A 20,846-nucleotide genomic window follows, 5' to 3' on the forward strand; every position below is an offset into this window, starting at 1 on the left:
CACCTCCGCGCCCGGAAGGGTGTATGGCGATCTAGTGAGCATATGAGCGACCTTTTCAACAGAAGTGAGCCTCACGCTCCGGCCGAAGTGGGCAAGCCGCTGGCGGACCGGCTGCGGCCGAAACGGCTTGACGAAGTGGTGGGCCAGGAGCACCTGACGGGCCCTGAGGGGGCGCTCACGCGCATGATCCGCTCGGGCTCGCTCGGCTCGCTCGTTTTCTGGGGACCTCCTGGCACCGGGAAGACTACAGTCGCCCGGCTGCTTGCGGGGGAAACCTCCATGGCATTCGAGCAGATCTCTGCGATCTTCTCCGGCGTGGCCGACCTCAAGAAAGTCTTTGAAGCCGCACGCCTGCGCCGCAGCCAGGGCCGGCAGACCCTTCTGTTCGTCGATGAAATTCACCGGTTCAACCGCGCGCAGCAGGATTCCTTCCTGCCGGTGATGGAGGACGGCACTGTTGTCTTGGTGGGCGCGACGACGGAAAATCCGTCTTTCGAGCTCAACGCGGCGCTTCTCTCGCGCGCCCGCGTGCTCGTTTTTCATTCGCTCGAAGCGAACAGCCTCGAAAACCTGCTTCAGCGCGCCGAGGAGGCGGAAGGGCGCAAGCTGCCGCTTACGGAGGAGGCGAGGGCGGTGCTGCTGCGCATGGCCGATGGCGACGGGCGAGCCGTGCTGACGCTTGCAGAAGAGGTCTGGCGGGCCGCCAATGAGGGCGAGGTGTTCGATGCGGAAGCCCTGCAGCGCATCGTCCAGCGCCCCGCGCCGATCTACGACAAGGGGCAGGACGGGTATTACAATTTGATTTCCGCGCTGCACAAGTCCGTTCGCGGCTCGGATCCGGACGCCGCGCTCTATTATCTCTGCCGCATGTTCGATGCCGGCGAGGATCCGCTTTATTTGGGGCGCCGGCTCGTGCGCATGGCGGTGGAGGATATCGGTTTGGCGGACCCGCAGGCGCTGGTGATCGCCAATGCCGCCAAGGACGCTTACGACTATCTGGGCTCGCCCGAAGGCGAGCTCGCGCTCGCGCAGGCCTGCGTCTATCTCGCCACCGCGCCGAAATCGAATGCCGTCTACACCGCATTCAAAGCCGCTATGAGGGCGGCAAAGGAGCATGGCTCGCTGCTTCCTCCCAAGCACATCCTTAATGCGCCGACGAAGCTCATGAAGGAAACGGGCTACGGCTCAGGCTACCAGTACGACCACGATATGCCCGATGCCTTCTCGGGCCAGGACTATTTTCCCGAAGCCATGGACAGGCAAAGCTTCTACAATCCGCCCGATCGCGGATTCGAGCGCGAGATCCGCAAGCGGCTCGAATATTGGAAGAAGCTCAGGCGGGAAAGGCAGGGCGGTGAGCACTAGATTTCATCTCTGATGTTCGAATCGCTTCCCTGGCCGGTATCAATGGCTTCTTTGGTTTGTGCCTGAACATTCCAACTCACCAGCGGCCAAATATTGTTTAGAAGCGCGAGAGGCAGAAGAGCTCTTCGTGAATCCAGCAGCCTTTCTGAGGCAATCCAAAGGGGGAACGGATTTGTATCATCTGATGCTTGTTTGCCTCGGCGGCGCCATCGGCGCGGGCATGCGCCACCTAACCGTGACTGCCGCGGGCCGTGCGCTGGGCACCGCCTTTCCGTGGGGCACTCTTGCGGTCAACGTGGCCGGCAGCTTCGCCATGGGCCTGCTCGTGGAGGCACTTGCCCGCAAGTTCAGCGTGTCCAACGAGATCCGGCTTCTGCTGGCGCCTGGCATGCTTGGTGGATTCACCACGTTCTCTGCCTTCTCGCTTGATGTGGCCGTGCTTTGGGAACGCGGAGCTCAGTCGGCGGCGCTGGCCTACGTGTTGGCGAGCGTGGCAGGCTCGATCCTTGCCCTATTCGTCGGATTGTGGCTCGCAAGAAGCATTTTGTAATGGTATTGCCGCCATCGAAACGGTGATGAGATGGCAGGCGTAGAACAAATCGAAGTGGATAGCGGCGAGGCCGGGATGCGGCTCGACCGCTGGTTCAAGACCCACTACCCGGGCCTTGGCTTCGGGCAGCTTCAAAAATTGCTTCGCACCGGCCAGGTGCGCGTTGATGGCGGCCGCGCCAAAGCCGATACGCGGGTTCAGGCCGGGCAGATGATTCGTGTGCCGCCGCTCGCCGTCGACCACAAGGGCGCGCCCGCCACCATCCGCACCATGCGCGACCGCGGCGACGCGGAGGTGCTCTCTCAGATGCTGATCCATGAAGACGAGAAGGTATTCGTCTTCAACAAGCCTGCGGGCCTTGCCGTGCAAGGCGGCTCCGGCGTCAACCGCCATGTGGACGGCATGCTGGAGGCCTGGCGCAACAAACGCGGTGAGAAGCCGCGGCTGGTGCACCGCCTCGACCGCGATACTTCAGGCGTGCTCGTGGTCGCGCGTACGCGGCTTGCGGCCGTAAAGCTCACCGAATCATTCCGGGCGCGCGAGACGAAGAAGATCTATTGGGCGCTTATCAAAGGCGTGCCGAAGAAGGCGGAAGGTCGCATCTCCACTTGGCTCGTGCGAGAGACCACGCCCGATGGCGACCGAATGCGCATCGCGAAGCATGGAGAGCCGGGAGCAGATCATGCCGTCTCGACCTACCGGCTTGTGGAACAGGCTGGAACGGCGCTCTCCTGGCTTGTGATGGAGCCCTTTACCGGTCGCATGCACCAGCTTCGCGTACATGCCGCACATATCGGCTGTCCCATCATCGGTGATCCCAAATATTTCGAGGCCGACCAGAATTGGGAACTGCCGGGAGGCATTCAAAACCGGCTCCATCTCCATGCCCGGCGCATCATCATCCCGCATCCCGACGGCGGCAGCATCGATGTGACCGCCGAGATGCCGCCGCATATGCAGCAGAGCTGGAACCTGCTTGGTTTCAATGAAGCGGCGGCGGAAGAGGAAATCTAAACCCTATTTCCTTGGATGCGGGTGACGACCCTTTCCACTTACCTATATAAAGCCTCATGCGTGACATTCTGAACGATCTTGATCATGGGCGGCAATTTTCGGATCCCGATCCGATCCGCCGGGCGCAGAACCAGATGCGCCAGCCGATGCCGAAGCGGTTCTACGAACGCGTGGAGGTGAGCGGAGAGGGCAATGCGTGGAAGGTTCTGCTGGATGGGAGGGCGGTTCGCACGCCCGCCGGCGTTGAGCTGGTCTTGCCCAATGAAGCCGCCGCAAGCCTGATCGCCGGGGAGTTTGCCGCTCAGGGCGAACAGATCGATCCGATGAGCATGCCTGTCACGAGGCTGGTCAATACCGCTATCGACGGTGTTGCGGCCGATGTACAAGCCGTGATGGAAGACATTTTGCGCTTCGCATCCACGGATCTTCTCTATTATCGCGCCGACGCGCCTGAACGGTTGATCCAGCTGCAGGCTGAGGCCTGGGACCCGGTGCTTGATTGGGCCGAGGCCCAGCTCAGCACCCGGTTTATACTCGCCGAAGGCGTGATGCATGTGGAGCAGCCGCGCTCGGCCATTGCAGCCGTCGGCGCGCATCTGCGGCCTCGCGCCGACCCGCTGCGGCTCGCCGCACTCCACGTCATGACAACGCTCACCGGCTCGGCCATCCTTGCGCTGGCCGTCGAGGCGCACGCGATCGAGGCAGAAGCTGCCTGGGAGGCTGCGCACGTGGACGAGGACTGGAATATCTCGCAATGGGGCGAGGATGCGGAAGCTTCCGCCCGCCGCGCCGCGCGAAAGCGCGACATGATGGGCGCAGTGGCGCTACTCGCCGCTCTATCTTAAAAAGGTCGCGGTTCAACCGCTTGTAAAGAAAAACCTCCTCCGCTCGAATGTGAACGGAGGAGGTTGTCATCTCAGAGCGCGAATCGGGTCACCGCTTTGCGATCGGCACGTAATCGCGCTGCGGCGCACCGGTGTAGAGCTGGCGCGGACGTCCGATCTTCTGCTGCGGATCCTCGATCATCTCCTTCCACTGCGCGATCCAGCCAACCGTGCGGGCGACGGCGAAGAGCACGGTGAACATGGTCGTCGGGAAGCCGAGCGCCTTCAGCGTGATGCCGGAGTAGAAGTCGATATTCGGATAGAGCTTCTTCTCGATGAAGTATTCGTCGGTGAGGGCGATGCGCTCGAGCTCCATGGCGATGTCGAGCTGCGGGTCGTCCTTGATGCCAAGCTCCGACAACACTTCATGACAGGTTTTCTGCATGATCTTCGCGCGCGGGTCATAGTTTTTATAGACCCGATGACCGAAGCCCATGAGGCGGAAGGGATCGTTCTTGTCCTTGGCGCGGGCGATATATTCCGGGATACGGTCCACACTGCCGATTTCCGCGAGCATATTGAGCGCGGCCTCATTGGCGCCGCCATGGGCGGGACCCCATAGGCAAGCAATTCCGGCTGCAATGCAGGCGAACGGATTGGCGCCCGAGGAGCCTGCAAGCCGCACCGTCGAGGTCGACGCGTTCTGCTCGTGATCGGCATGCAGGATGAAAATGCGGTCCATCGCCCGTGCGAGGACCGGATTGACCTTATATTCCTCGCAGGGAACAGCGAAGCACATGTGCAGAAAGTTAGCCGCGTAGGAGAGCTCGTTGCGCGGGTACATGAATGGCTGGCCGATATGGTATTTGTAAGCCATGGCCGCAATGGTCGGCATCTTTGCGATCATGCGGATGGAGGCAACCATGCGCTGGTGCGGGTCGGAGATATCCGTCGAGTCATGGTAGAAGGCGGAGAGGGCGCCCACTACGCCGCACATGACGGCCATCGGGTGCGCATCACGGCGGAAGCCGGTGAAGAAGCGCGACATCTGCTCGTGAATCATCGTGTGCCTGGTCACGCGTAGGTCGAAGTCTTCCTTCTGCGCCTTTGTCGGCAGTTCCCCGTAGAGGAGCAGATAGCAAACCTCGAGAAAATCGCCTTGCTCGGCGAGCTGGTCGATCGGATAGCCGCGGTGAAGCAACAGGCCTTCGTCGCCATCGATATAGGTGATCTTGGACTCGCAGCTTGCCGTGGAGGTAAAGCCGGGATCGTAAGTAAACATCCCGGTCTGCTTGTAGAGGGACGAAATGTCGAAAACACCGGGTCCGATCGATGCCTGGCGCACTGGGTATTCGCTGCTATTCCCACCAAGTTCAAGTGTCACCGTCGAATTCGCCATCGCACATCACCTCTCTGTCTTGAAACTTGGGCAGGAATGTCGTCGCCGCGACAAGCGGCAGGCAACCGCCAGCACGGCTTTAAGGTGCCTCTAGCTAGCGCATTTGCCACACCCTGCCAAGCTTGACAGGGCCACTTTGTTGCGCCGCAGCATATCCAGTTTGCTGGACCTCATTTTTCAACCGCTTGGTCGCGAATGCGGCCGAGCGATTCTTCGCGCCCGAGTACCGCCAGAACATCGAAGATGCCGGGCGAAGTGGTGCGGCCGGTGAGCGCCGCCCGCAGCGGCTGGGCCACCTTGCCCAGCTTGCGGCCGGTATTCTCCGCAAAATTGCGCACGGCCGCTTCGGTGCTTTCAGCCGTCCAGTCGCCAAGCCCTGCCATTTCTTCGGCAAGGGTGGCGAGCATGGCTCGAGCATCACCGTCGAGCAGTTCGGCCGCCTTATCGTCGATGGTAAGCGGACGCTCGGCAACAAGAAAGCCCGCGCCATCCAACAGCTCCAACAGGGTCTTGGCTCTTTCTTTCAGGCCGGGAAGGGCCGAGCGAAGTTGACCACGCCTCTTCTCGTCCAGCTTATCCAGAAAGGCTTGCCCTCCCTCCAGGTGAGGAAGCGTCGCAATAAAAATTCCGAACAGCGCCTCATCATCCATTTGGCGCATATGGATGCCGTTGAGCGCCTCCATTTTCTGGAAGTCGAAGCGCGCGGCCCCCTTGTTCACGTCGTCGATATCGAACCATTCGATCATCTGCTCGGTCGTCATCACTTCATCATCGCCGTGGCTCCAGCCAAGACGCGCGAGATAGTTGCATAGGGCCGAGGGGAGGTAGCCCATCGCCCGGTAGGCTTCGACGCCAAGCGCACCATGGCGCTTCGAGAGCTTTCCGCCGTCAGGCCCGTGGATCAGCGGGATATGAGCCATTACCGGAATGTCCCAGCCCATTGCCCGGTAGATGATTGCCTGGCGCGCCGCATTGGTGAGATGGTCATCGCCGCGAATGACATGGGTGACCCCCATGTCGTGATCGTCCACGACCACCGCATGCATGTAGGTCGGCGTGCCATCGGAGCGCAGGATGATGAAATCGTCCAAATCCTTGTTGGGGAAGCGGACGTCGCCCTGCACGCGATCGTGAATGACCGTCTCGCCCTCCAGCGGCGCCTTGATGCGGATCACCGGTTTCACCCCGCTTGGGGCTTCGGCCGGGTCCTTGTCACGCCATGTGCCGTCGTAGCGCGGCGGCCGTCCTTCGGCGCGCGCCTTTTCGCGCATGGCCTCGATTTCCTCCGGTGAGCAGTAGCAATAATAGGCCTGCCCTCGGGCGACGAGTTCCTCGGCCACCTCCTTATGACGGCTCGCCCGCGCAAACTGGGAGATCGGCTCTCCGTCCCAGGTAAGCCCCAGCCAGGCAAGCCCGTCCAGGATCGCGGCGGTTGCCTCCGGTGTGGAGCGTTGCCGGTCCGTGTCTTCGATCCTCAACAGCATCCTGCCCCCGGTATGGCGTGCATAGAGCCAATTGAAAAGGGCCGTGCGGGCGCCGCCTATATGAAGAAAGCCGGTGGGCGAGGGCGCAAAGCGAGTGATGACGGGCGTTTTCATTGTTCTTTCCGGATATGTTCAAGCTGTGCCTTATGCCACAGCCGGCGCGGGTGGAAATCGGCTGCCCGTCATGTAGCATAGGCAAGGTCAGGCGCAAGCGCCTGCGGGGGAAGAGAGGGGCATGAGGGGCGAACCGACGGCTGAGGCCGAAAGCGAGCGTTTTTATGAGCGCGCCGCAGGGCGGGACATTCCCGCCGCCAGCGCGATTGCCCTTGATGCGCACCAAGACGACGGGGGAAGGGAGATCGACTGGGCGCGCGGCCCGACCATTGTTTCCTTTCGCGGTTTCCTCAATTCGCTTTCCGCGCATATTTCATCTGAATTGGCACGGGAACACAGCCGAGGAGCAGCCTTTCTCTGCCTGCCGGTTCTGATGGCTGCAGGCGTGGTGACCTATTTCGCTCTGCCTGAGGAACCCGCTTTCCCGCTCCTCCTTCTTCTCAGCCTTCTGTTGATCATTGTGTGCTGGCTCTCTCGAACAAGGCCGGGCTTGCTCATATGTTCAGGCGCGGCGCTGGCCTTTATGCTCGGGGCCGGGGCGGCCAAGATAGAGACATGGCGCGTCCAGACAGCTGTCCTTGGCTCGGAGGTTACCACGCGTGTCATCGGTCAGGTTGTCAGTGTGGAGCATCAGGCGAATGGCCGGGCCCGCCTGATTCTGGACGTTCTGGGAACGGAGCGGCCGCAACTTCGCTATGCTCCAGAGCGCGTCCGGTTGACCGCTCGAGAAGCGCCGCCCGAACTGCAGCCAGGCGATATCGTGGAAGGGCTGGCGCGTCTGATGCCGCCTTCCGGTCCGGTTCGTCCGGGGAGCTATGATTTTTCTTTCGTGAGTTACTTCACTGGAACCGGCGCTCTCGGCTTCTTCATGACGGGACCGGAGCGCATCGAGGCTGACCGCCAAGTCTCAACCCTTGCGAAAATTGCACATTCCATCGAGGGGGTGAGGCTGGCTCTTGCCGAGAGGATCCGCACCCATGTCGGCGGGGCGGAAGGCGAGGTGATCGTGGCGCTGATTACGGGGTACCGTCCCGGCATCCCCGAAGAGGTTAACGAATGGCTGCGGCGATCCGGCCTGGCGCATATCCTTTCCATTTCGGGCCTGCACATGGCCCTGGTCGCGGCCACGGTCATGTTCATCCTTCGCGCCGGTGCAGCGCTTTTCCCGGGATTTTCCTCACGCTTCCCGGTCAAGAAATATGCGGCAACGGCTGCACTCCTATTCTGCACCCTCTACCTCTTCCTTTCGGGAACGGCGGTGGCGGCCCAACGCAGCTACATCATGCTGGCCGTGATGCTTGCTGCGCTTATTTTCGATCGGGCGGCACTCACCATGCGCAATGTGGCGATCGCGGCGCTCATCATCATTATTCTATCACCGCACGAGGTGGTGGGACCGAGTTTCCAAATGTCCTTCGCCGCCACCGCTGCGTTGGTGGCGGGCTATGCGGTCTGGAGCGAATGGCGGCGCCATCGCCGGACCGGTCACAAAGGGGATTATCCGCTTGCTTATAGGGCCGGGCGCATCGCGATAGGATTCACCATAGGGATGGCGGCTACCTCCCTCATCGCGGGCACAGCCTCGGCACTCTTCGGCGTCTGGCACTTCCAACGCGTTACGCCCCTGGCTCTTCCCGCAAATCTGGCGGCCGCTCCCTTCGTATCGATAATAGCCATGCCTGCCGCGGTTGTCGCAATTCTGGCGATGCCCTTTGGCCTGGATGGAATCTTCTTCAAAGCGATGGGGGAGGCGATAACCGCCGTCATCGTAATCGCGAAATGGTTTTCCGATCGCTCGCCGGTCGATGCCGTCGGCATGATCCCTTTGTCGGCGTTTTTCGCGCTCACGGCCGCACTCGTCATTCTGGTTGTTTCCACTACGCGGCTGAGGCTAATAGCAGTGCCGCTTTGCGTATTGGGCTTTGCCCTCCTGGTGACACGACAATTGCCGGATGTTCTTATCAGCGAGGATGCCCGTCTCGTTGGCGTCCGCGGGGAACACGGGATACTGGCAGTCAACCGTCCCCGGCCCAACGCCTTTACCACGGATGATTGGATGCGGGCACTCGATACCGGGACTACGCTAAAACCGGTAAGCGCGGCTGACTGGGTATCGGGACTGGCCTTCTCCTGTGCAGACGGGCTCTGCATGGCGCGTCACGTCAGCGGTGCGCTTGTGGCGCACGCCGAGACCGAAAGTGCTGCGGAAACTGTTTGTCTATCGGCATCGCTCATCGTCATCGATGACGCGGCGGCGCAGAATCCATGCGGGCCAAGCGAAGCTGTGGTGTTGACAAAACGAGATCTGGCGCGTTCGGGAAGCGCCAGCATCCATTTCGATCGTGAAGGAATGGCTCTGCGCCCCGAGATTACCTTTGCGATCGGAGAACCGTGGCGCCCATGGCACGCTCACAGAGCCTGGTCTCGCGCCTCCCGCGGGTTGCGGTCCAATCTCAAGACTACTCAGCTGGCGCCCGCGAAACGGTAGTCGCGGTACCTACCCTCCGGTAAGGGAACAGGATGTGTTTAATTCTTCCCACCCTCGAAGGGGCGGGATGGCCTTGCGAATGCCACGATTGGGAAGGAAACCGTCCCTGAATTTTTCAAGGATATTCTGAGCATTCATCCATGAAGCTTAAGGATCGTTTTGGCCGCGACGGTGCCTTTCTCTTCCGGTGGCGGAGCTATCTGCCGCTCGCCTTCCTAACATTTGCCATTCCTGCCTTCTTCCAGACGGTCCAGACGGAAGATGTGATGGGTGAGGAGCTATCCCATGCGTGGGTCTTCTTCTGCATGGCGATTTCTTACACGGGCCTCCTCGTACGCTGCCTGACGATCGGCTTCATACCGGCCGGGACCTCTGGGCGGGGGACGAAGCGTCAGAAGGCTGAAGTCCTTAATACCACGGGCATGTATTCGATCGTGCGCAACCCGCTTTATCTTGGCAATTTCCTGGCCATGCTCGGCGTGGTCGTGTCGCTCATGGTGTGGTGGCTCGTAGCCATCTTCGTCCTTGCCTATTGGCTCTATATCGAGCGCATCATTTGGACCGAAGAAGAATTTCTGAGCGCTCGCTTTGGCAAAATCTATGACGATTGGAGTGCGCGCACGCCGGTATTCATTCCGAATTTCGCATTGTGGAAACCCGCCGCCCTCCCGTTCTCACGGAAAACCGTGCTGCGCCGGGAATATCACGGCGCACTTGCCATCGCCGCAGCCTATTTCCTTATAGAAGTGATCCTCGACATCGGCATCAAGCGGGAAAGCTGGAGCATCTGGGTGGTTGAGGACTACCTGTGGGTCTATCTTCTGCTGGTCTGCAGCGTCCTCTATACGACACTGATGGTGCTGAAAAAGCGGACGCGACTCCTCAACGTCTCAGGGCGCGAATAGCCCGGAACGGGGAAGGCCCTCACTGCCCGCTCCCGTTTAGTACCGGCGAATCAGTCCCACCAGCCTGCCTTGCACCTTCACGCGATCAGGTCCGAATATGCGTGTTTCATAGGCAGGATTGGCAGCCTCCAGCGCAATCGATGCGCCTTTGCGGCGAAAGCGCTTCAAGGTGGCTTCCTCTTCATCCACCAAAGCAACGACGATGTCGCCGGGATTTGCCGCCTGGGTCTGCCGAATGATGACCGTATCGCCGTCGAAAATGCCGGCTTCGATCATCGAATCGCCCTTGACCTCCAATGCATAGTGCTCGCCGCCGGTGATCATGTCCGGTGGGACGCCGATCGAATGAGTCCGGTGCTGAATGGCATCGATCGGCACACCCGCGGCGATCCGCCCCATGACCGGAATCGAAACAACGCTCGTTTCGTCGTCATTATTGGCGGCGGGCCTAGGCGCGGGAGAGCTACGGCCCTGGCCGCCTTCGATGACGCTGGGCGAGAATTTGCGCGGCGCCGCGAGCCCTGGAGCGATCGAATCGGGAAGCCGCAACACCTCCAATGCACGGGCGCGGTTCGGCAGGCGGCGAATGAAGCCGCGCTCCTCCAGTGCCGTAATCAGCCGGTGAATACCGGACTTGGAGGCAAGATCCAGTGCCTCTTTCATCTCATCGAATGAGGGCGGTATGCCCGTCTCCTTGAGACGTGCATGAATGAAAAGCAGCAGCTCGTGCTGTTTGCGCGTAAGCATGGGACCCACCCGGAATCAGTCATAAACAAACCCAGAACATACACTATATGTTCGAGTTGTGTTCCGCAACATCAAAATCAAATGGTTATTCCCGCGCACTCTCAGCGCAGCATCAAAACCGTGCACAGGGTGCCTGCTTCTGCCGCTGGAGCATGCGGCTCGCGGATTATCAGGCCGTTGGACCTGGCGAGCGTTGTCAGCATGGACGAATCCTGCGTCTCGAAAGGGGTAGCGACGGAACCATCCGTGTGCTCTTCGACGAGAGCGCGAAGATAATCCTGCCGCTCGTCGTTCGCCTTGAGAGCCTTGCCGAGCTTGGCGGGACGAAGATCCGCGCGAAAGATTCGGCCCGAAAGCCGGGCGATCATCGGACGCAGGAAAAGATGGGCGCAGATGAAGCTGGAGACGGGGTTGCCTGGCAGCCCGAGAACGCGCGTCTCTCCAAAACGGCCGAACATCAGCGGCTTTCCCGGACGCATGGCGATTTTCCAGAAATCCAGTTCCATGCCTTCGTCTGTAAGCACTTGACGCACCAGATCGCGCTCTCCTACCGACGCGCCGCCCAGCGTAACGACGATATGCGCCCCCGCCTCAAGAGCGCTTCGGGCCGCGCCGGCGATCGCGTGCTGTTGGTCCGGAACGATCCCGAGATCGAGCACATCGGCGCCATCGAGCTTTGCCAGGGCGCCAATTCCAAAATGGTTCGAGGCAATGATCTGATCGGCCCCCGGCACGGTATCGGGTGGAACCAGCTCGTCGCCGGTCGCGATCAGCGCCACCAGAGGACGACGGACGACAGGCAACTGCGCATGTCCGCCAGCCGCAGCAAGCGCAATGGCTGCCGGGTCGAGCAGCCGGCCTTTTCCAAGGAGAACATCGCTCTCCTTGAAATCGAGTCCCGCGATGCGGATATGGCGGCCGGGGAGCGCAGGCTCCAGCGCGCTGATACGGTCCGCTTCCAGCGCAGAGGCGTTTTCCTGGAGGAGAATTGTATCTGCCCCGACGGGAACTGGCGCGCCCGTAAAGATGCGCACGGCTTCTCCAGGCCCGACACGGCCGGAAAAGCGCAGTCCCGCGGCGGATTCACCGATAACGGCCAGCGTGGCAGGCGGGCTCTCGATATCAGCGGCGCGAACGGCATAACCATCCATGGCGGAGGCATCGAAAGGTGGCTGCGTGCGCCGCGCTTTCAAATCGCATGCAAGGATACGCTCTGCCGCCTCGGCAAGCGGCACTTCCTCGGCAGGAAGGATATCTATTCCATCAAGCGCACGCCGGAGGGCATCTTCAACGCGAAGCAGCGCCATGACCGGCGTCCTCCATGCGCCAGGTTCCCGACTTGCCGCCCCGCTTCTCCACAAGGCGGATGTCCGTGATGACCATGGCCTTGTCCAGCGCCTTCGCCATATCGTAGATCGTGAGGCAGGCGACGGACACGGCGGTCAACGCTTCCATCTCCACGCCTGTTTTGCCGGTGATACGGGCCGTCGCCTCGACGCGAAGCCCCGGCAGCGATTCATCCGGAGCGATCTCCACCGCAACCTTCGTAAGCGCCAGGGGATGGCAAAGCGGGATCAAATCATGTGTCTTCTTGGCGGCCATGATCCCGGCGATCCTCGCGACAGCGATCACATCGCCCTTTTTTGCATCCCCTTTGAGGATTGCCTGGAGCGTCTCGGGCGCCATGACCACGGCGCCGGCTGCAATCGCCGCGCGCTCGGTCTCCTGCTTGGCGCCGATATCGACCATCTCAGCGCGGCCATCGGCACGCAGATGGGTTAGCCTGCTCCCGGCTTCATTGGCCATCAGCTCACTGCCTCGATATTCCGCTGTAGGCCAAGAAGGCTCCGCGTTGCGGCCTCGACATCGTTCTGGCGCATCAGGCTTTCGCCCACAAGGAATGTGGAAATGCCGACTTTCTTGAGCCGGAGACAATCGGCGTGGGTGAAGATACCGCTCTCACCCACGATGACTCGATCCTCCGGCACCAGAGGCGCGAGGCGTTCGCTGGTTTCCAGGGTCGTTTCGAAGGTGCGGAGATTGCGGTTGTTGATGCCGATCAAGGGCGAGGGGAGTTTTAGCGCCCTTTCCAGCTCGGCTTCGTCGTGGACTTCCAGCAGGATGTCCATGCCGAGTTCGCCCGCTGTCTCCGAGAGATTGATAGCCTCGTCATCCGAGACGCTCGCCATAATGATCAGGATCGCATCCGCGCCCCAAGCGCGTGCTTCGAACACCTGATAGGGCTCGAACATGAAGTCCTTGCGCAGGGCAGGCAGGTTCGTGGCAGCCCGCGCCGCAGTCAGGAACTCGGGCGCGCCCTGGAAGGAGGGACGGTCCGTGAGCACGGAAAGGCAGGCAGCTCCACCGTCTTCATAGGCTTTTGCAAGAGTTGGGGGATCGAAATCGGCTCGAATGAGGCCCTTGGAGGGGCTTGCCTTCTTCACCTCCGCGATCAGCGCGAACTGCCCTGCAGCATGCTTTGAGCGCAGCGCCGCCGCAAACCCGCGTATGGGAGCGGCATCCCGTGCCCGTGCAGCCTGCTCGGCCAGAGGTAGAGCTTGCTTCGCAGCCGCAATCTCCTCGCGCTTGTAAGCTTCGATCTTTCGAAGAATGTCAGCCATGATCCTAAGTTTATCCTCAGGGTTTCCGGTTGGAAACCTCGACGAGCTTCTCGAGCGCGGCCAGCGCCCGGCCACTTTCGATCGACTCCGAGGCGAGGGCGACAGCGTCTTTCAGGGTCTCTGCCTTGCCCGCGACGATCAGCGCGCCGCCGGCATTCAGAACGGCGATGTCGCGATAGGCGTTCCGTTCGCCCTCAAGCACCCGGCGCAGAGCCTTGCCGTTATACTCGCCGTCGCCGCCCTTGAGGGCCGCGGCCGCAGACCGCTGCAATCCAACCTCTTCGGGGGTGATTTCGAAGGTCCTCACCTCGCCATACTCCAGGGAGGCCACCCGGGTGACGCCGGCGGTCGTCATTTCGTCAAGCCCGTCTCCGTGCACGACCCAGGCCTTTTCCGTTCCCAACTGCCGCAGGACATGCGCCAGAGGCTCCACCCATTGGGCCGAGAAGACTCCGACGAGCTGCCTTTTAACGCCCGCCGGATTCGATAGAGGCCCTAAGAGATTGAAGATCGTTCTGGTGCCGAGCTCCACACGCGTCGGCCCCACATGGCGCATCGCCGCGTGGTGGCTGGGTGCGAACATGAAGCCGACACCGGCCTCGGCGATGCAGGCGGCTATCTGGTCAGGCCCGAGCTCGATATTGACGCCGAGCGCGACGAGGCTGTCGGCTGCTCCCGATTTCGAGGAGAGTGCGCGGTTGCCATGCTTGGCAACCGGAACGCCGCAGCCGGCGACTATGAAGGCTGCGCAGGTCGAGACATTGTAGGTTCCCGAAGCGTCGCCCCCGGTGCCCACGATATCGACCGCTTCGGCCGGAGCGGTGACCGGCAGCATCTTGGAGCGCATCGTATCGACCGCGCCGCTGATTTCATCCACCGTCTCGCCGCGCACGCGCAGCGCCATCAGAAATCCGCCGATCTGGCTTGGTGTGGCCTCGCCGGACATGATGATCCCGAAAGCTTCACGCGCTTCGGCAAAGCTCAGCGCAGCTCCGGAAGCCACTTTGGCGATATGTGCCTTGAGATCAGCCATTGGTCAGAAGGCGAGTGCTTGCTGCATTGCCGTGCGATTTACCGTGACGCCATGCTCGGCCTGGAGGCGCGTCACGAGCTGGTCGAGAAGGTCGTTTTCCAAGCCCTGATTGACCGCGGTCTTGATGTCGTCCGGCAAGGATTCGGCCGTCGCCGAGGCGGGCTCGAACACCTCGGTCACCTGGAAAATGAAACGCGCGTCCCCTGCCGGATTGGCGACGGTGCCAGTTTCTCCCTTCGCCACACTGAAGACGGCTGCCACGCCGGTCTGTCCAAGATCTGCGTCGCTTGCTTCACGCTTCAGGCCTCTCTTGACCATCTTCTCCTGGCCAAGTTCCGTGCTGATTTCATCAAGCGTCTTGCCGTTCTTTATCTCTTCCTGCAGCGCCTTTGCACGGGCGTCGAGCCTGGAAGTGACTTCCGCCTCGGTCCAATCCTCGAGGACGCGGTCGCGGACCTCAGAAAATTCCCGGTCGCGCGCGGGCACGATTTCGGCAACTTCATAGAAGAGGAAACCACTGCCGGTCAGGTTGATGGGAGCATTCTCGACCCCCACTTCCGTCTGGAACGCCTCCGCGAGCAGCGCCGGCAGGTTGGGGACATCTTCCACGCGCGTGCCGTCCGGTTTGTTGCCGTCCCTGTCGACCGCATCAATCGTGCCTACGGTCAGGCTGAGCCGCTCTGCCGCTTCCTGCAGTGTATCGCCTCCGGCACGTGCGTCTTCATACTGGTCGTAGGTGTCGAGCAGCAACCGGTTCGCTTCATCCAGCGCCAGCTGCTGACGAATTTCTTCTTTAACCTGGTCGAGCGGGGTCACGGCTTCCGGCGTGATCTCCGTCACGCGGAGCAGCACGGGGCCGAAGGTGCCCTGCACCACATCGCTCACCTGATCCTCGGTAAGCGAGAAAACCGCATCGGCGATAACCTGGTCCGGTATGTCAGCACGCGTCAATGTGCCGAGGCTGACATCCTGCAGCTTCTTTCCCTGCCGCTCAATCAGGTCCTCGAAAGTGGTTCCAGTGCGCATGCTCTCGCGCGCGGCCGTGGCTTCCTCGGCGGAAGCAAAGGTCAATTGTTCGACCTGGCGCCGCTCAGGCGTCGTGTATTGCGCCTGATTCTGCTGATAATAGCTTTCGACCTGCTCGTCCGAAATCACCGACGGGTCGGCGATGTCTTCAGCTTCAAGCTTCACATACTCGATCTTTCGGTACTCGGGCGCGGCGTAGTTATCCTTGCGCTCCTCAAACCAAGTTTGAAGCTGTTCGTCGCTGGGCGGCTCCACTGGCTCAACCGCCGAGCGGGGCAGGGCCACATATTCAATTGTACGGTCCTCGCCCCGATAACGCGCAAGACTGCGCAGCAGTTCGTCGGGCGCGGAAACGCCACTTGCGACGGCATCGATGATTTGCTGCCGTACCGCCGCTTGTTCGCGGTTCTTGAGATAGTCCTCAGGCCGCATGCCGATCCGGCTCAGCACGAACTCGAACTGACTTCTGTCGAATCTTCCGTCCAGACCGCGGAAAGCAGGATCAGAAGCAGTAAGCTCGGCGAGCTTATCCTTGGAGACGCCGAGGCCGATTTCCCGCGCGGTTTCGTCCAGCACCGCCCCCGCGGACAATTGGGAGAGAACCTGCTCGTCGATGCCGAAGGCTACGGCTTGCTCCCGCGTCAGGCGAGTGCCGAACTGCCTTGAAAGTTCGGCGATGCGCCGATCATAGGCCAGGCGATAGTCAAGAGCTGAAACACTTGTGCCACCGGCGGTAATGACGTCGCCGCTGGTACCGGTGAGCATCGAACCGGAAATGCCCCAAACCGCAAAACTCACGACAAGAACTACGAGCAGGAGTTTTGCAACCCAGGTGGTTGCCGCTTTTCGAAGACTATCAAGCATGTGGTCTCTGCTGTCCGTAGGTGGAAATTGGCTGCTGTTCGTTTTCTCTAATTGGGAATAGCGCTCTGGAACACAGCTGTCGATTGCTTTGTGGCGTCTTTTTGGTACTGAACCTTCCCGTGCACAACCATTGGACACGGAGATGTCATGACACCCACAATCCGCCCCCTCATCGCCGGTAATTGGAAGATGCACGGCACTGAGAGCTCACTGGGTGAGTTGAAAGCCATCGGCAGCGGTTTTGTGGAGGCCGCGGGAGCGGGAGCGGACGGTGTCATTTGTGTGCCGGCAACGCTGCTGGCGCGCGCATCCGACATATTGGCGAAAACGCCGGTTGCGACGGGTGGCCAGGACTGCCATCCGGCGACCAGCGGTGCCCATACGGGCGATATTGCCGCTGAGATGCTGGCCGACTGCGGCGCGAGCTACGTAATCGTCGGGCATTCGGAACGCCGCACCGATCATCATGAGGCCGATGAGGATGTCGCAGCCAAGGCGGAAGCCGCCTGGCGCGCCGGCCTCACTGCCATCATCTGCATCGGGGAAACCAAGATACAGCGCGAGGCGGGCGAAACGCTGTCGGTGCTTTCCCGGCAGATTGCCGGTTCCGTTCCGCCGGGAGCTACGGCGAAAAATTCCGTAATCGCCTACGAGCCGGTTTGGGCCATAGGTACCGGCCTCACGCCGACGGTGGAAGATGTGGCCCAGGCGCACGCCCATCTGCGTGCCGAGCTTGGAATGAAGCTGGGTATTGAAGCCGATGGGATGCGGCTTCTATACGGCGGGTCGGTGAAGCCGTCGAATGCGGGCGAACTGCTTTCCATACTGAACGTGGATGGGGCGCTGATTGGCGGCGCCAGCCTCAAGGCTGCCGATTTCCTCGCGATTTCGGCGGCTGTTAAAGGCAAATAAGCTTCAAGCGAAGAGTTCTGCTTGCAACGGTGCACAGCTTGCCTATCTGTGCCCGATAGGGCTTGGAAAACGGCCTAAAGCCGTGTAATGAGCCGCGTCCGCGGTAGAGAAGCGGGCAGCGTCTGGCGCCGGAAGGAATCATGCATCAGGTCATCCTTGTCATTCATTTGCTCATAGTCATTGCGCTGGTCGGCGTGGTCCTGATGCAGCGTTCAGAGGGCGGTGGGCTCGGAATCGGCGGTGGCTCCGGCTTCATGACGGCACGCGGTGCGGCGAACGTGTTGACGCGCACGACGGCGATTCTCGCCGCGGCCTTCTTCATCACTTCGCTGGCGCTCTCGCTCCATGCCCGCTACGGTGAGCGGCCGACCGATATCTTCGACCGGCTGCCGCAGGACCAGACACAGCCTCAAGGTGCGGGCGGCGGCATTCTCGATCAGCTTGGAGGCGGTACCACGGCGCCCGCGCCTGCCGAGGAGCAGGCTCCCGCAAGCGAAACGGCTCCCGCTCCTTCAGAACCGCAGAGCGCGCCGGCGCCAGCCGAGCCTGAGACTGCGCCTTCCGGGCAATCGGGCTCATCGTCCGGGCAGCCTGTAAATCCGGAATCGCAGGTGCCGACCAGCCAATAGAGTCGCTTCCCGCGAACGATCTTGCGGGCGGTCTTCAAGCCGCCCGCGCGAATGCGTCGAACCCGTTATACATAGAAAAGAAGCAGGCATGGGCATTTTGTTGTGGCGGAATCGCTCGCGCCGAGCTATGCGATGAGTCCCATGGCGCGATATGTTTTCATAACCGGCGGCGTGGTTTCCTCCCTCGGCAAAGGCATTGCATCGGCGGCTCTCGGCGCGCTGCTGCAGGCACGCGGGTACCGCGTCCGATTGAGGAAGCTCGATCCCTATCTCAACGTCGATCCCGGCACGATGTCGCCGTATCAGCACGGCGAGGTTTTCGTTACCGACGACGGGGCGGAGACGGATCTCGATCTCGGGCATTACGAGCGCTTCACAGGGCGCTCGGCCAACAAGCGGGATAACATCACCACGGGCCGCATCTACCAGAATATCATCGAGAAGGAGCGGCGCGGCGATTACCTCGGCGCCACAGTGCAGGTGATCCCTCACGTCACTGACGAGATCAAGCAATTCGTACTCGAAGGCAACGAGGAGTTTGATTTCGTGCTCTGCGAAATCGGCGGCACGGTGGGCGATATCGAGGCGATGCCCTTCCTCGAAGCCATCCGCCAACTTGGCAACGAACTGCCGCGCGGCAACGCCGTCTACATCCATCTGACGCTGATGCCCTGGATTCCGGCGGCGGGCGAGCTCAAGACCAAGCCCACCCAGCACTCCGTCAAGGAGCTTCGCTCGATCGGTATCGCACCCGATATCCTGCTCGTGCGGGCCGACCGGCCGGTTCCGCCTGAGGAGCGACGTAAGCTCTCGCTCTTTTGCAATGTGCGCGAATCGGCCGTCATCCAGGCCCTCGATGTGGCGCATATCTACGATGTTCCGATGGCCTATCATAAGGAAGGCCTTGATTCGGAGGTGCTTGCCGCCTTCGGGATCGACCCTGCGCCCAAGCCGCGGATGGAGCGTTGGGAGGAGGTCTCGAACCGGATTCACAATCCGGAAGGCGAGGTGACGATTGCAATCGTCGGCAAATATACCGGCCTCAAGGATGCCTATAAGTCGCTTAACGAGGCGCTTACGCATGGCGGCATCGCCAATCGGGTGCGCGTGAAGCTGGATTGGATCGAATCTGAGATTTTCGAGAAGGAAGATCCGGCGCCGTGGCTGGAGAAGGTGCACGGCATTCTGGTGCCCGGCGGCTTTGGCGAGCGTGGCTCCGAGGGCAAGATCCTGGCAGCGAAATTCGCGCGCGAGCGGGAAGTGCCCTATTTCGGCATATGTTTCGGCATGCAGATGGCCTGCATAGAGGCTGCCCGCTCGCTCGCGGGCATCGAGAAGGCGTCCTCCACCGAATTCGGACCGACAAAGGAGCCGGTGGTTGGCCTGATGACCGAGTGGCTGCGCGGCAACATGCTGGAGAAGCGCACGGCGGCCGGCGATCTGGGCGGTACGATGCGGCTCGGCGCTTACGAGGCACGGCTCCAGCCTGGCTCAAAAATCGCGGAAATCTACGGCAGCGAAGAGATATCCGAACGCCACCGCCATCGCTATGAGGTCAATATCGGCTACCGCGAGAAGCTTGAGGCGTGCGGACTTGTCTTCGCCGGCCTTTCGCCTGACGGCGTGCTGCCGGAAACGATAGAGTACCCAGACCACCCCTGGTTTGTCGGCGTGCAGTACCATCCGGAACTGAAGAGCCGGCCCTTCGAGCCGCACCCGCTTTTTGCTTCCTTCATCGCCGCCGCCGTGGAGCAGTCGCGTCTGGTTTAGCGCCGCGGAGATGCCGAACATTCCCGAGGACGGGTTCGTTTTGATGCGCTTGCGATTTTGAGACCGCTCAGGCAAGGATCCCGATCTTGACCTGGGGATCCGCGCCTGATTATCGGGGCTTTGCCGGCAGTCGAAAGTAGCTTCGATTGGCCGTTGCCCGAGGGGGCCGCCAGATGGAGTTCGAACAATGATACCCAATCCACGGGTGGAAATCGGCCAAGCCGTCTTCGCCAACGACGCCCCGCTCGCGCTGATCGCGGGACCTTGCCAGCTCGAAAGCCGCGAGCATGCGTTCGAAATGGCCGGCCGGCTGAAGGAGATGGCGGAAAAGCTCGGTCTCGGTTTCGTCTACAAGACGAGCTTCGACAAGGCGAACCGCACCTCGCTGCTGGGCAAACGCGGAGCCGGCCTGGATGCTGCGCTCCCGATTTTCGCCGATCTCCGGCGTGAGCTCGGCGTGCCCGTGCTCACCGATGTCCACACGGAAGGGCAATGCGAAATCTTGGCGGATGCTGTGGATGTGCTGCAGATCCCGGCTTTCCTTTGCCGGCAGACAGACCTGCTCGTCGCTGCTGCCAAGACGGGCAAGGTCGTAAACGTGAAAAAGGGACAATTTCTGGCACCCTGGGACATGAAGAATGTCGTCGCCAAGATCACGGCTTCCGGCAATCCGAACGTGCTGACAACCGAACGCGGCGTCTCCTTCGGCTACAACACTCTCGTCACCGACATGCGCGCCCTACCCATCATGGCGGAGATCGGCGCGCCCGTGATTTTCGATGCCACCCATTCGGTGCAGCAGCCGGGCGGGCAGGGGAGCTCCTCCGGCGGCGACCGGCGCTTCGTGGAAACCCTTGCGCGGGCTGCGGTGGCGGTCGGCGTGGCTGGCGTCTTCATTGAGACTCATCAGGACCCCGATAATGCCCCCTCCGATGGGCCGAATATGGTGCAGCTCGACAAAATGCCGGCGCTCCTGGAGCGGCTGATGGCCTTCGACCGGATCGCGAAGAGCAAGTGAACCGGTAGCCTTCAGGCCGGAGAGGATGCGCCAAAGCGCTTCCCAAAGCAGCGCAACCGCATTGTCTTTTTTGTCGTGTAGGG

General features: G+C 61.3%; 18 protein-coding genes. 10 read left to right on the forward strand and 8 right to left on the reverse strand.

Going from position 1 to position 20,846, the window contains the following annotated elements; all coding sequences use genetic code 11:
* Window positions 1–42: 42 nt before the first annotated feature.
* The 4 genes from GNP00_RS13145 (at window position 43) to GNP00_RS13160 (ending at window position 3,774) form a co-directional block, all read left to right on the forward strand.
* The gene (locus tag GNP00_RS13145) at window positions 43–1,365 is read left to right on the forward strand and encodes a replication-associated recombination protein A (protein ID WP_011580988.1); all 1,323 of its coding nucleotides are present in this window, start codon (window positions 43–45) and stop codon (window positions 1,363–1,365) included.
* Between the two features lie 172 nt (window positions 1,366–1,537).
* Window positions 1,538–1,915 (forward strand): fluoride efflux transporter CrcB, encoded by a 378-nt coding sequence (gene crcB / locus GNP00_RS13150; RefSeq protein ID WP_011580987.1) that lies wholly within the window; start codon window positions 1,538–1,540, stop codon window positions 1,913–1,915.
* Between the two features lie 30 nt (window positions 1,916–1,945).
* Entirely contained in the window at window positions 1,946–2,929 is a 984-nt protein-coding gene (locus tag GNP00_RS13155; protein WP_011580986.1) for an RluA family pseudouridine synthase, read from the forward strand.
* A gap of 56 nt (window positions 2,930–2,985) precedes the next feature.
* Window positions 2,986–3,774, forward strand: coding sequence for an ATP12 family chaperone protein (locus tag GNP00_RS13160; RefSeq protein WP_011580985.1), 789 nt, complete (start codon window positions 2,986–2,988; stop codon window positions 3,772–3,774).
* Window positions 3,775–3,862: 88 nt separating this feature from the next.
* On the opposite strand, the gene gltA is transcribed toward GNP00_RS13160, so the two are convergent.
* Together gltA and gltX are read right to left on the reverse strand one after the other, a co-directional pair.
* Window positions 3,863–5,152 (reverse strand): citrate synthase, encoded by a 1,290-nt coding sequence (gene gltA / locus GNP00_RS13165; RefSeq protein WP_011580984.1) that lies wholly within the window; start codon window positions 5,150–5,152, stop codon window positions 3,863–3,865.
* A 170-nt stretch (window positions 5,153–5,322) separates the two neighbouring features.
* Window positions 5,323–6,750 (reverse strand): glutamate--tRNA ligase, encoded by a 1,428-nt coding sequence (gene gltX / locus GNP00_RS13170; protein ID WP_011580983.1) that lies wholly within the window; start codon window positions 6,748–6,750, stop codon window positions 5,323–5,325.
* A 121-nt stretch (window positions 6,751–6,871) separates the two neighbouring features.
* Here gltX and GNP00_RS13175 point away from each other — a divergent pair, with 121 nt between their 5' ends.
* Entirely contained in the window at window positions 6,872–9,238 is a 2,367-nt protein-coding gene (locus GNP00_RS13175; protein WP_011580982.1) for a ComEC/Rec2 family competence protein, read from the forward strand.
* A 140-nt stretch (window positions 9,239–9,378) separates the two neighbouring features.
* A complete protein-coding gene (locus tag GNP00_RS13180; RefSeq protein WP_011580981.1) occupies window positions 9,379–10,143 on the forward strand; it encodes a methyltransferase family protein in 765 nt (254 codons plus the stop codon).
* Between the two features lie 36 nt (window positions 10,144–10,179).
* Here the strand turns inward: GNP00_RS13180 and lexA are convergent, their stop codons facing one another.
* The 6 genes from lexA to GNP00_RS13210 all read right to left on the reverse strand — a co-directional run bounded on the left by lexA (window position 10,180) and on the right by GNP00_RS13210 (window position 16,434).
* On the reverse strand, window positions 10,180–10,890 hold the full coding sequence (gene lexA, locus GNP00_RS13185) for a transcriptional repressor LexA (protein ID WP_011580980.1): 711 nt from the start codon (window positions 10,888–10,890) through the stop codon (window positions 10,180–10,182).
* A 101-nt stretch (window positions 10,891–10,991) separates the two neighbouring features.
* Window positions 10,992–12,197 carry a molybdopterin molybdotransferase MoeA gene (locus GNP00_RS13190; RefSeq protein ID WP_011580979.1) on the reverse strand — a complete coding sequence of 402 codons (1,206 nt, stop codon included), beginning with the start codon at window positions 12,195–12,197 and terminating at the stop codon, window positions 10,992–10,994.
* Complete coding sequence (gene moaC, locus GNP00_RS13195; RefSeq protein ID WP_011580978.1) at window positions 12,178–12,696, reverse strand: cyclic pyranopterin monophosphate synthase MoaC; 519 nt, start codon at window positions 12,694–12,696, stop codon at window positions 12,178–12,180. The genes GNP00_RS13190 and moaC overlap by 20 nt, the downstream gene beginning before the upstream one ends.
* Entirely contained in the window at window positions 12,696–13,511 is an 816-nt protein-coding gene (gene trpC, locus GNP00_RS13200; protein WP_011580977.1) for an indole-3-glycerol phosphate synthase TrpC, read from the reverse strand. The genes moaC and trpC overlap by 1 nt, the downstream gene beginning before the upstream one ends.
* A 16-nt stretch (window positions 13,512–13,527) precedes the next feature.
* A complete protein-coding gene (trpD, locus tag GNP00_RS13205) occupies window positions 13,528–14,544 on the reverse strand; it encodes an anthranilate phosphoribosyltransferase (protein ID WP_011580976.1) in 1,017 nt (338 codons plus the stop codon).
* A 3-nt stretch (window positions 14,545–14,547) separates the two neighbouring features.
* The gene (locus tag GNP00_RS13210; RefSeq protein WP_011580975.1) at window positions 14,548–16,434 is read right to left on the reverse strand and encodes a peptidyl-prolyl cis-trans isomerase; all 1,887 of its coding nucleotides are present in this window, start codon (window positions 16,432–16,434) and stop codon (window positions 14,548–14,550) included.
* A 147-nt stretch (window positions 16,435–16,581) separates the two neighbouring features.
* Between GNP00_RS13210 and tpiA the strand changes: the two genes are divergently transcribed.
* The 4 genes from tpiA to kdsA all read left to right on the forward strand — a co-directional run bounded on the left by tpiA (window position 16,582) and on the right by kdsA (window position 20,763).
* Window positions 16,582–17,346 carry a triose-phosphate isomerase gene (gene tpiA, locus GNP00_RS13215; RefSeq protein WP_011580974.1) on the forward strand — a complete coding sequence of 255 codons (765 nt, stop codon included), beginning with the start codon at window positions 16,582–16,584 and terminating at the stop codon, window positions 17,344–17,346.
* 140 nt (window positions 17,347–17,486) lie between these two features.
* Entirely contained in the window at window positions 17,487–17,975 is a 489-nt protein-coding gene (gene secG / locus GNP00_RS13220) for a preprotein translocase subunit SecG (protein ID WP_011580973.1), read from the forward strand.
* Between the two features lie 141 nt (window positions 17,976–18,116).
* Window positions 18,117–19,745 carry a CTP synthase gene (gene pyrG, locus GNP00_RS13225; protein ID WP_166016083.1) on the forward strand — a complete coding sequence of 543 codons (1,629 nt, stop codon included), beginning with the start codon at window positions 18,117–18,119 and terminating at the stop codon, window positions 19,743–19,745.
* Between the two features lie 187 nt (window positions 19,746–19,932).
* A complete protein-coding gene (kdsA, locus tag GNP00_RS13230) occupies window positions 19,933–20,763 on the forward strand; it encodes a 3-deoxy-8-phosphooctulonate synthase (protein WP_011580971.1) in 831 nt (276 codons plus the stop codon).
* The last annotated feature ends 83 nt before the right edge of the window (window positions 20,764–20,846 follow it).

It is taken from the genome of Chelativorans multitrophicus (genome assembly GCF_011317445.1).
In the GTDB taxonomy this organism is placed as follows: Bacteria; Pseudomonadota; Alphaproteobacteria; order Rhizobiales; family Rhizobiaceae; genus Chelativorans; species Chelativorans multitrophicus.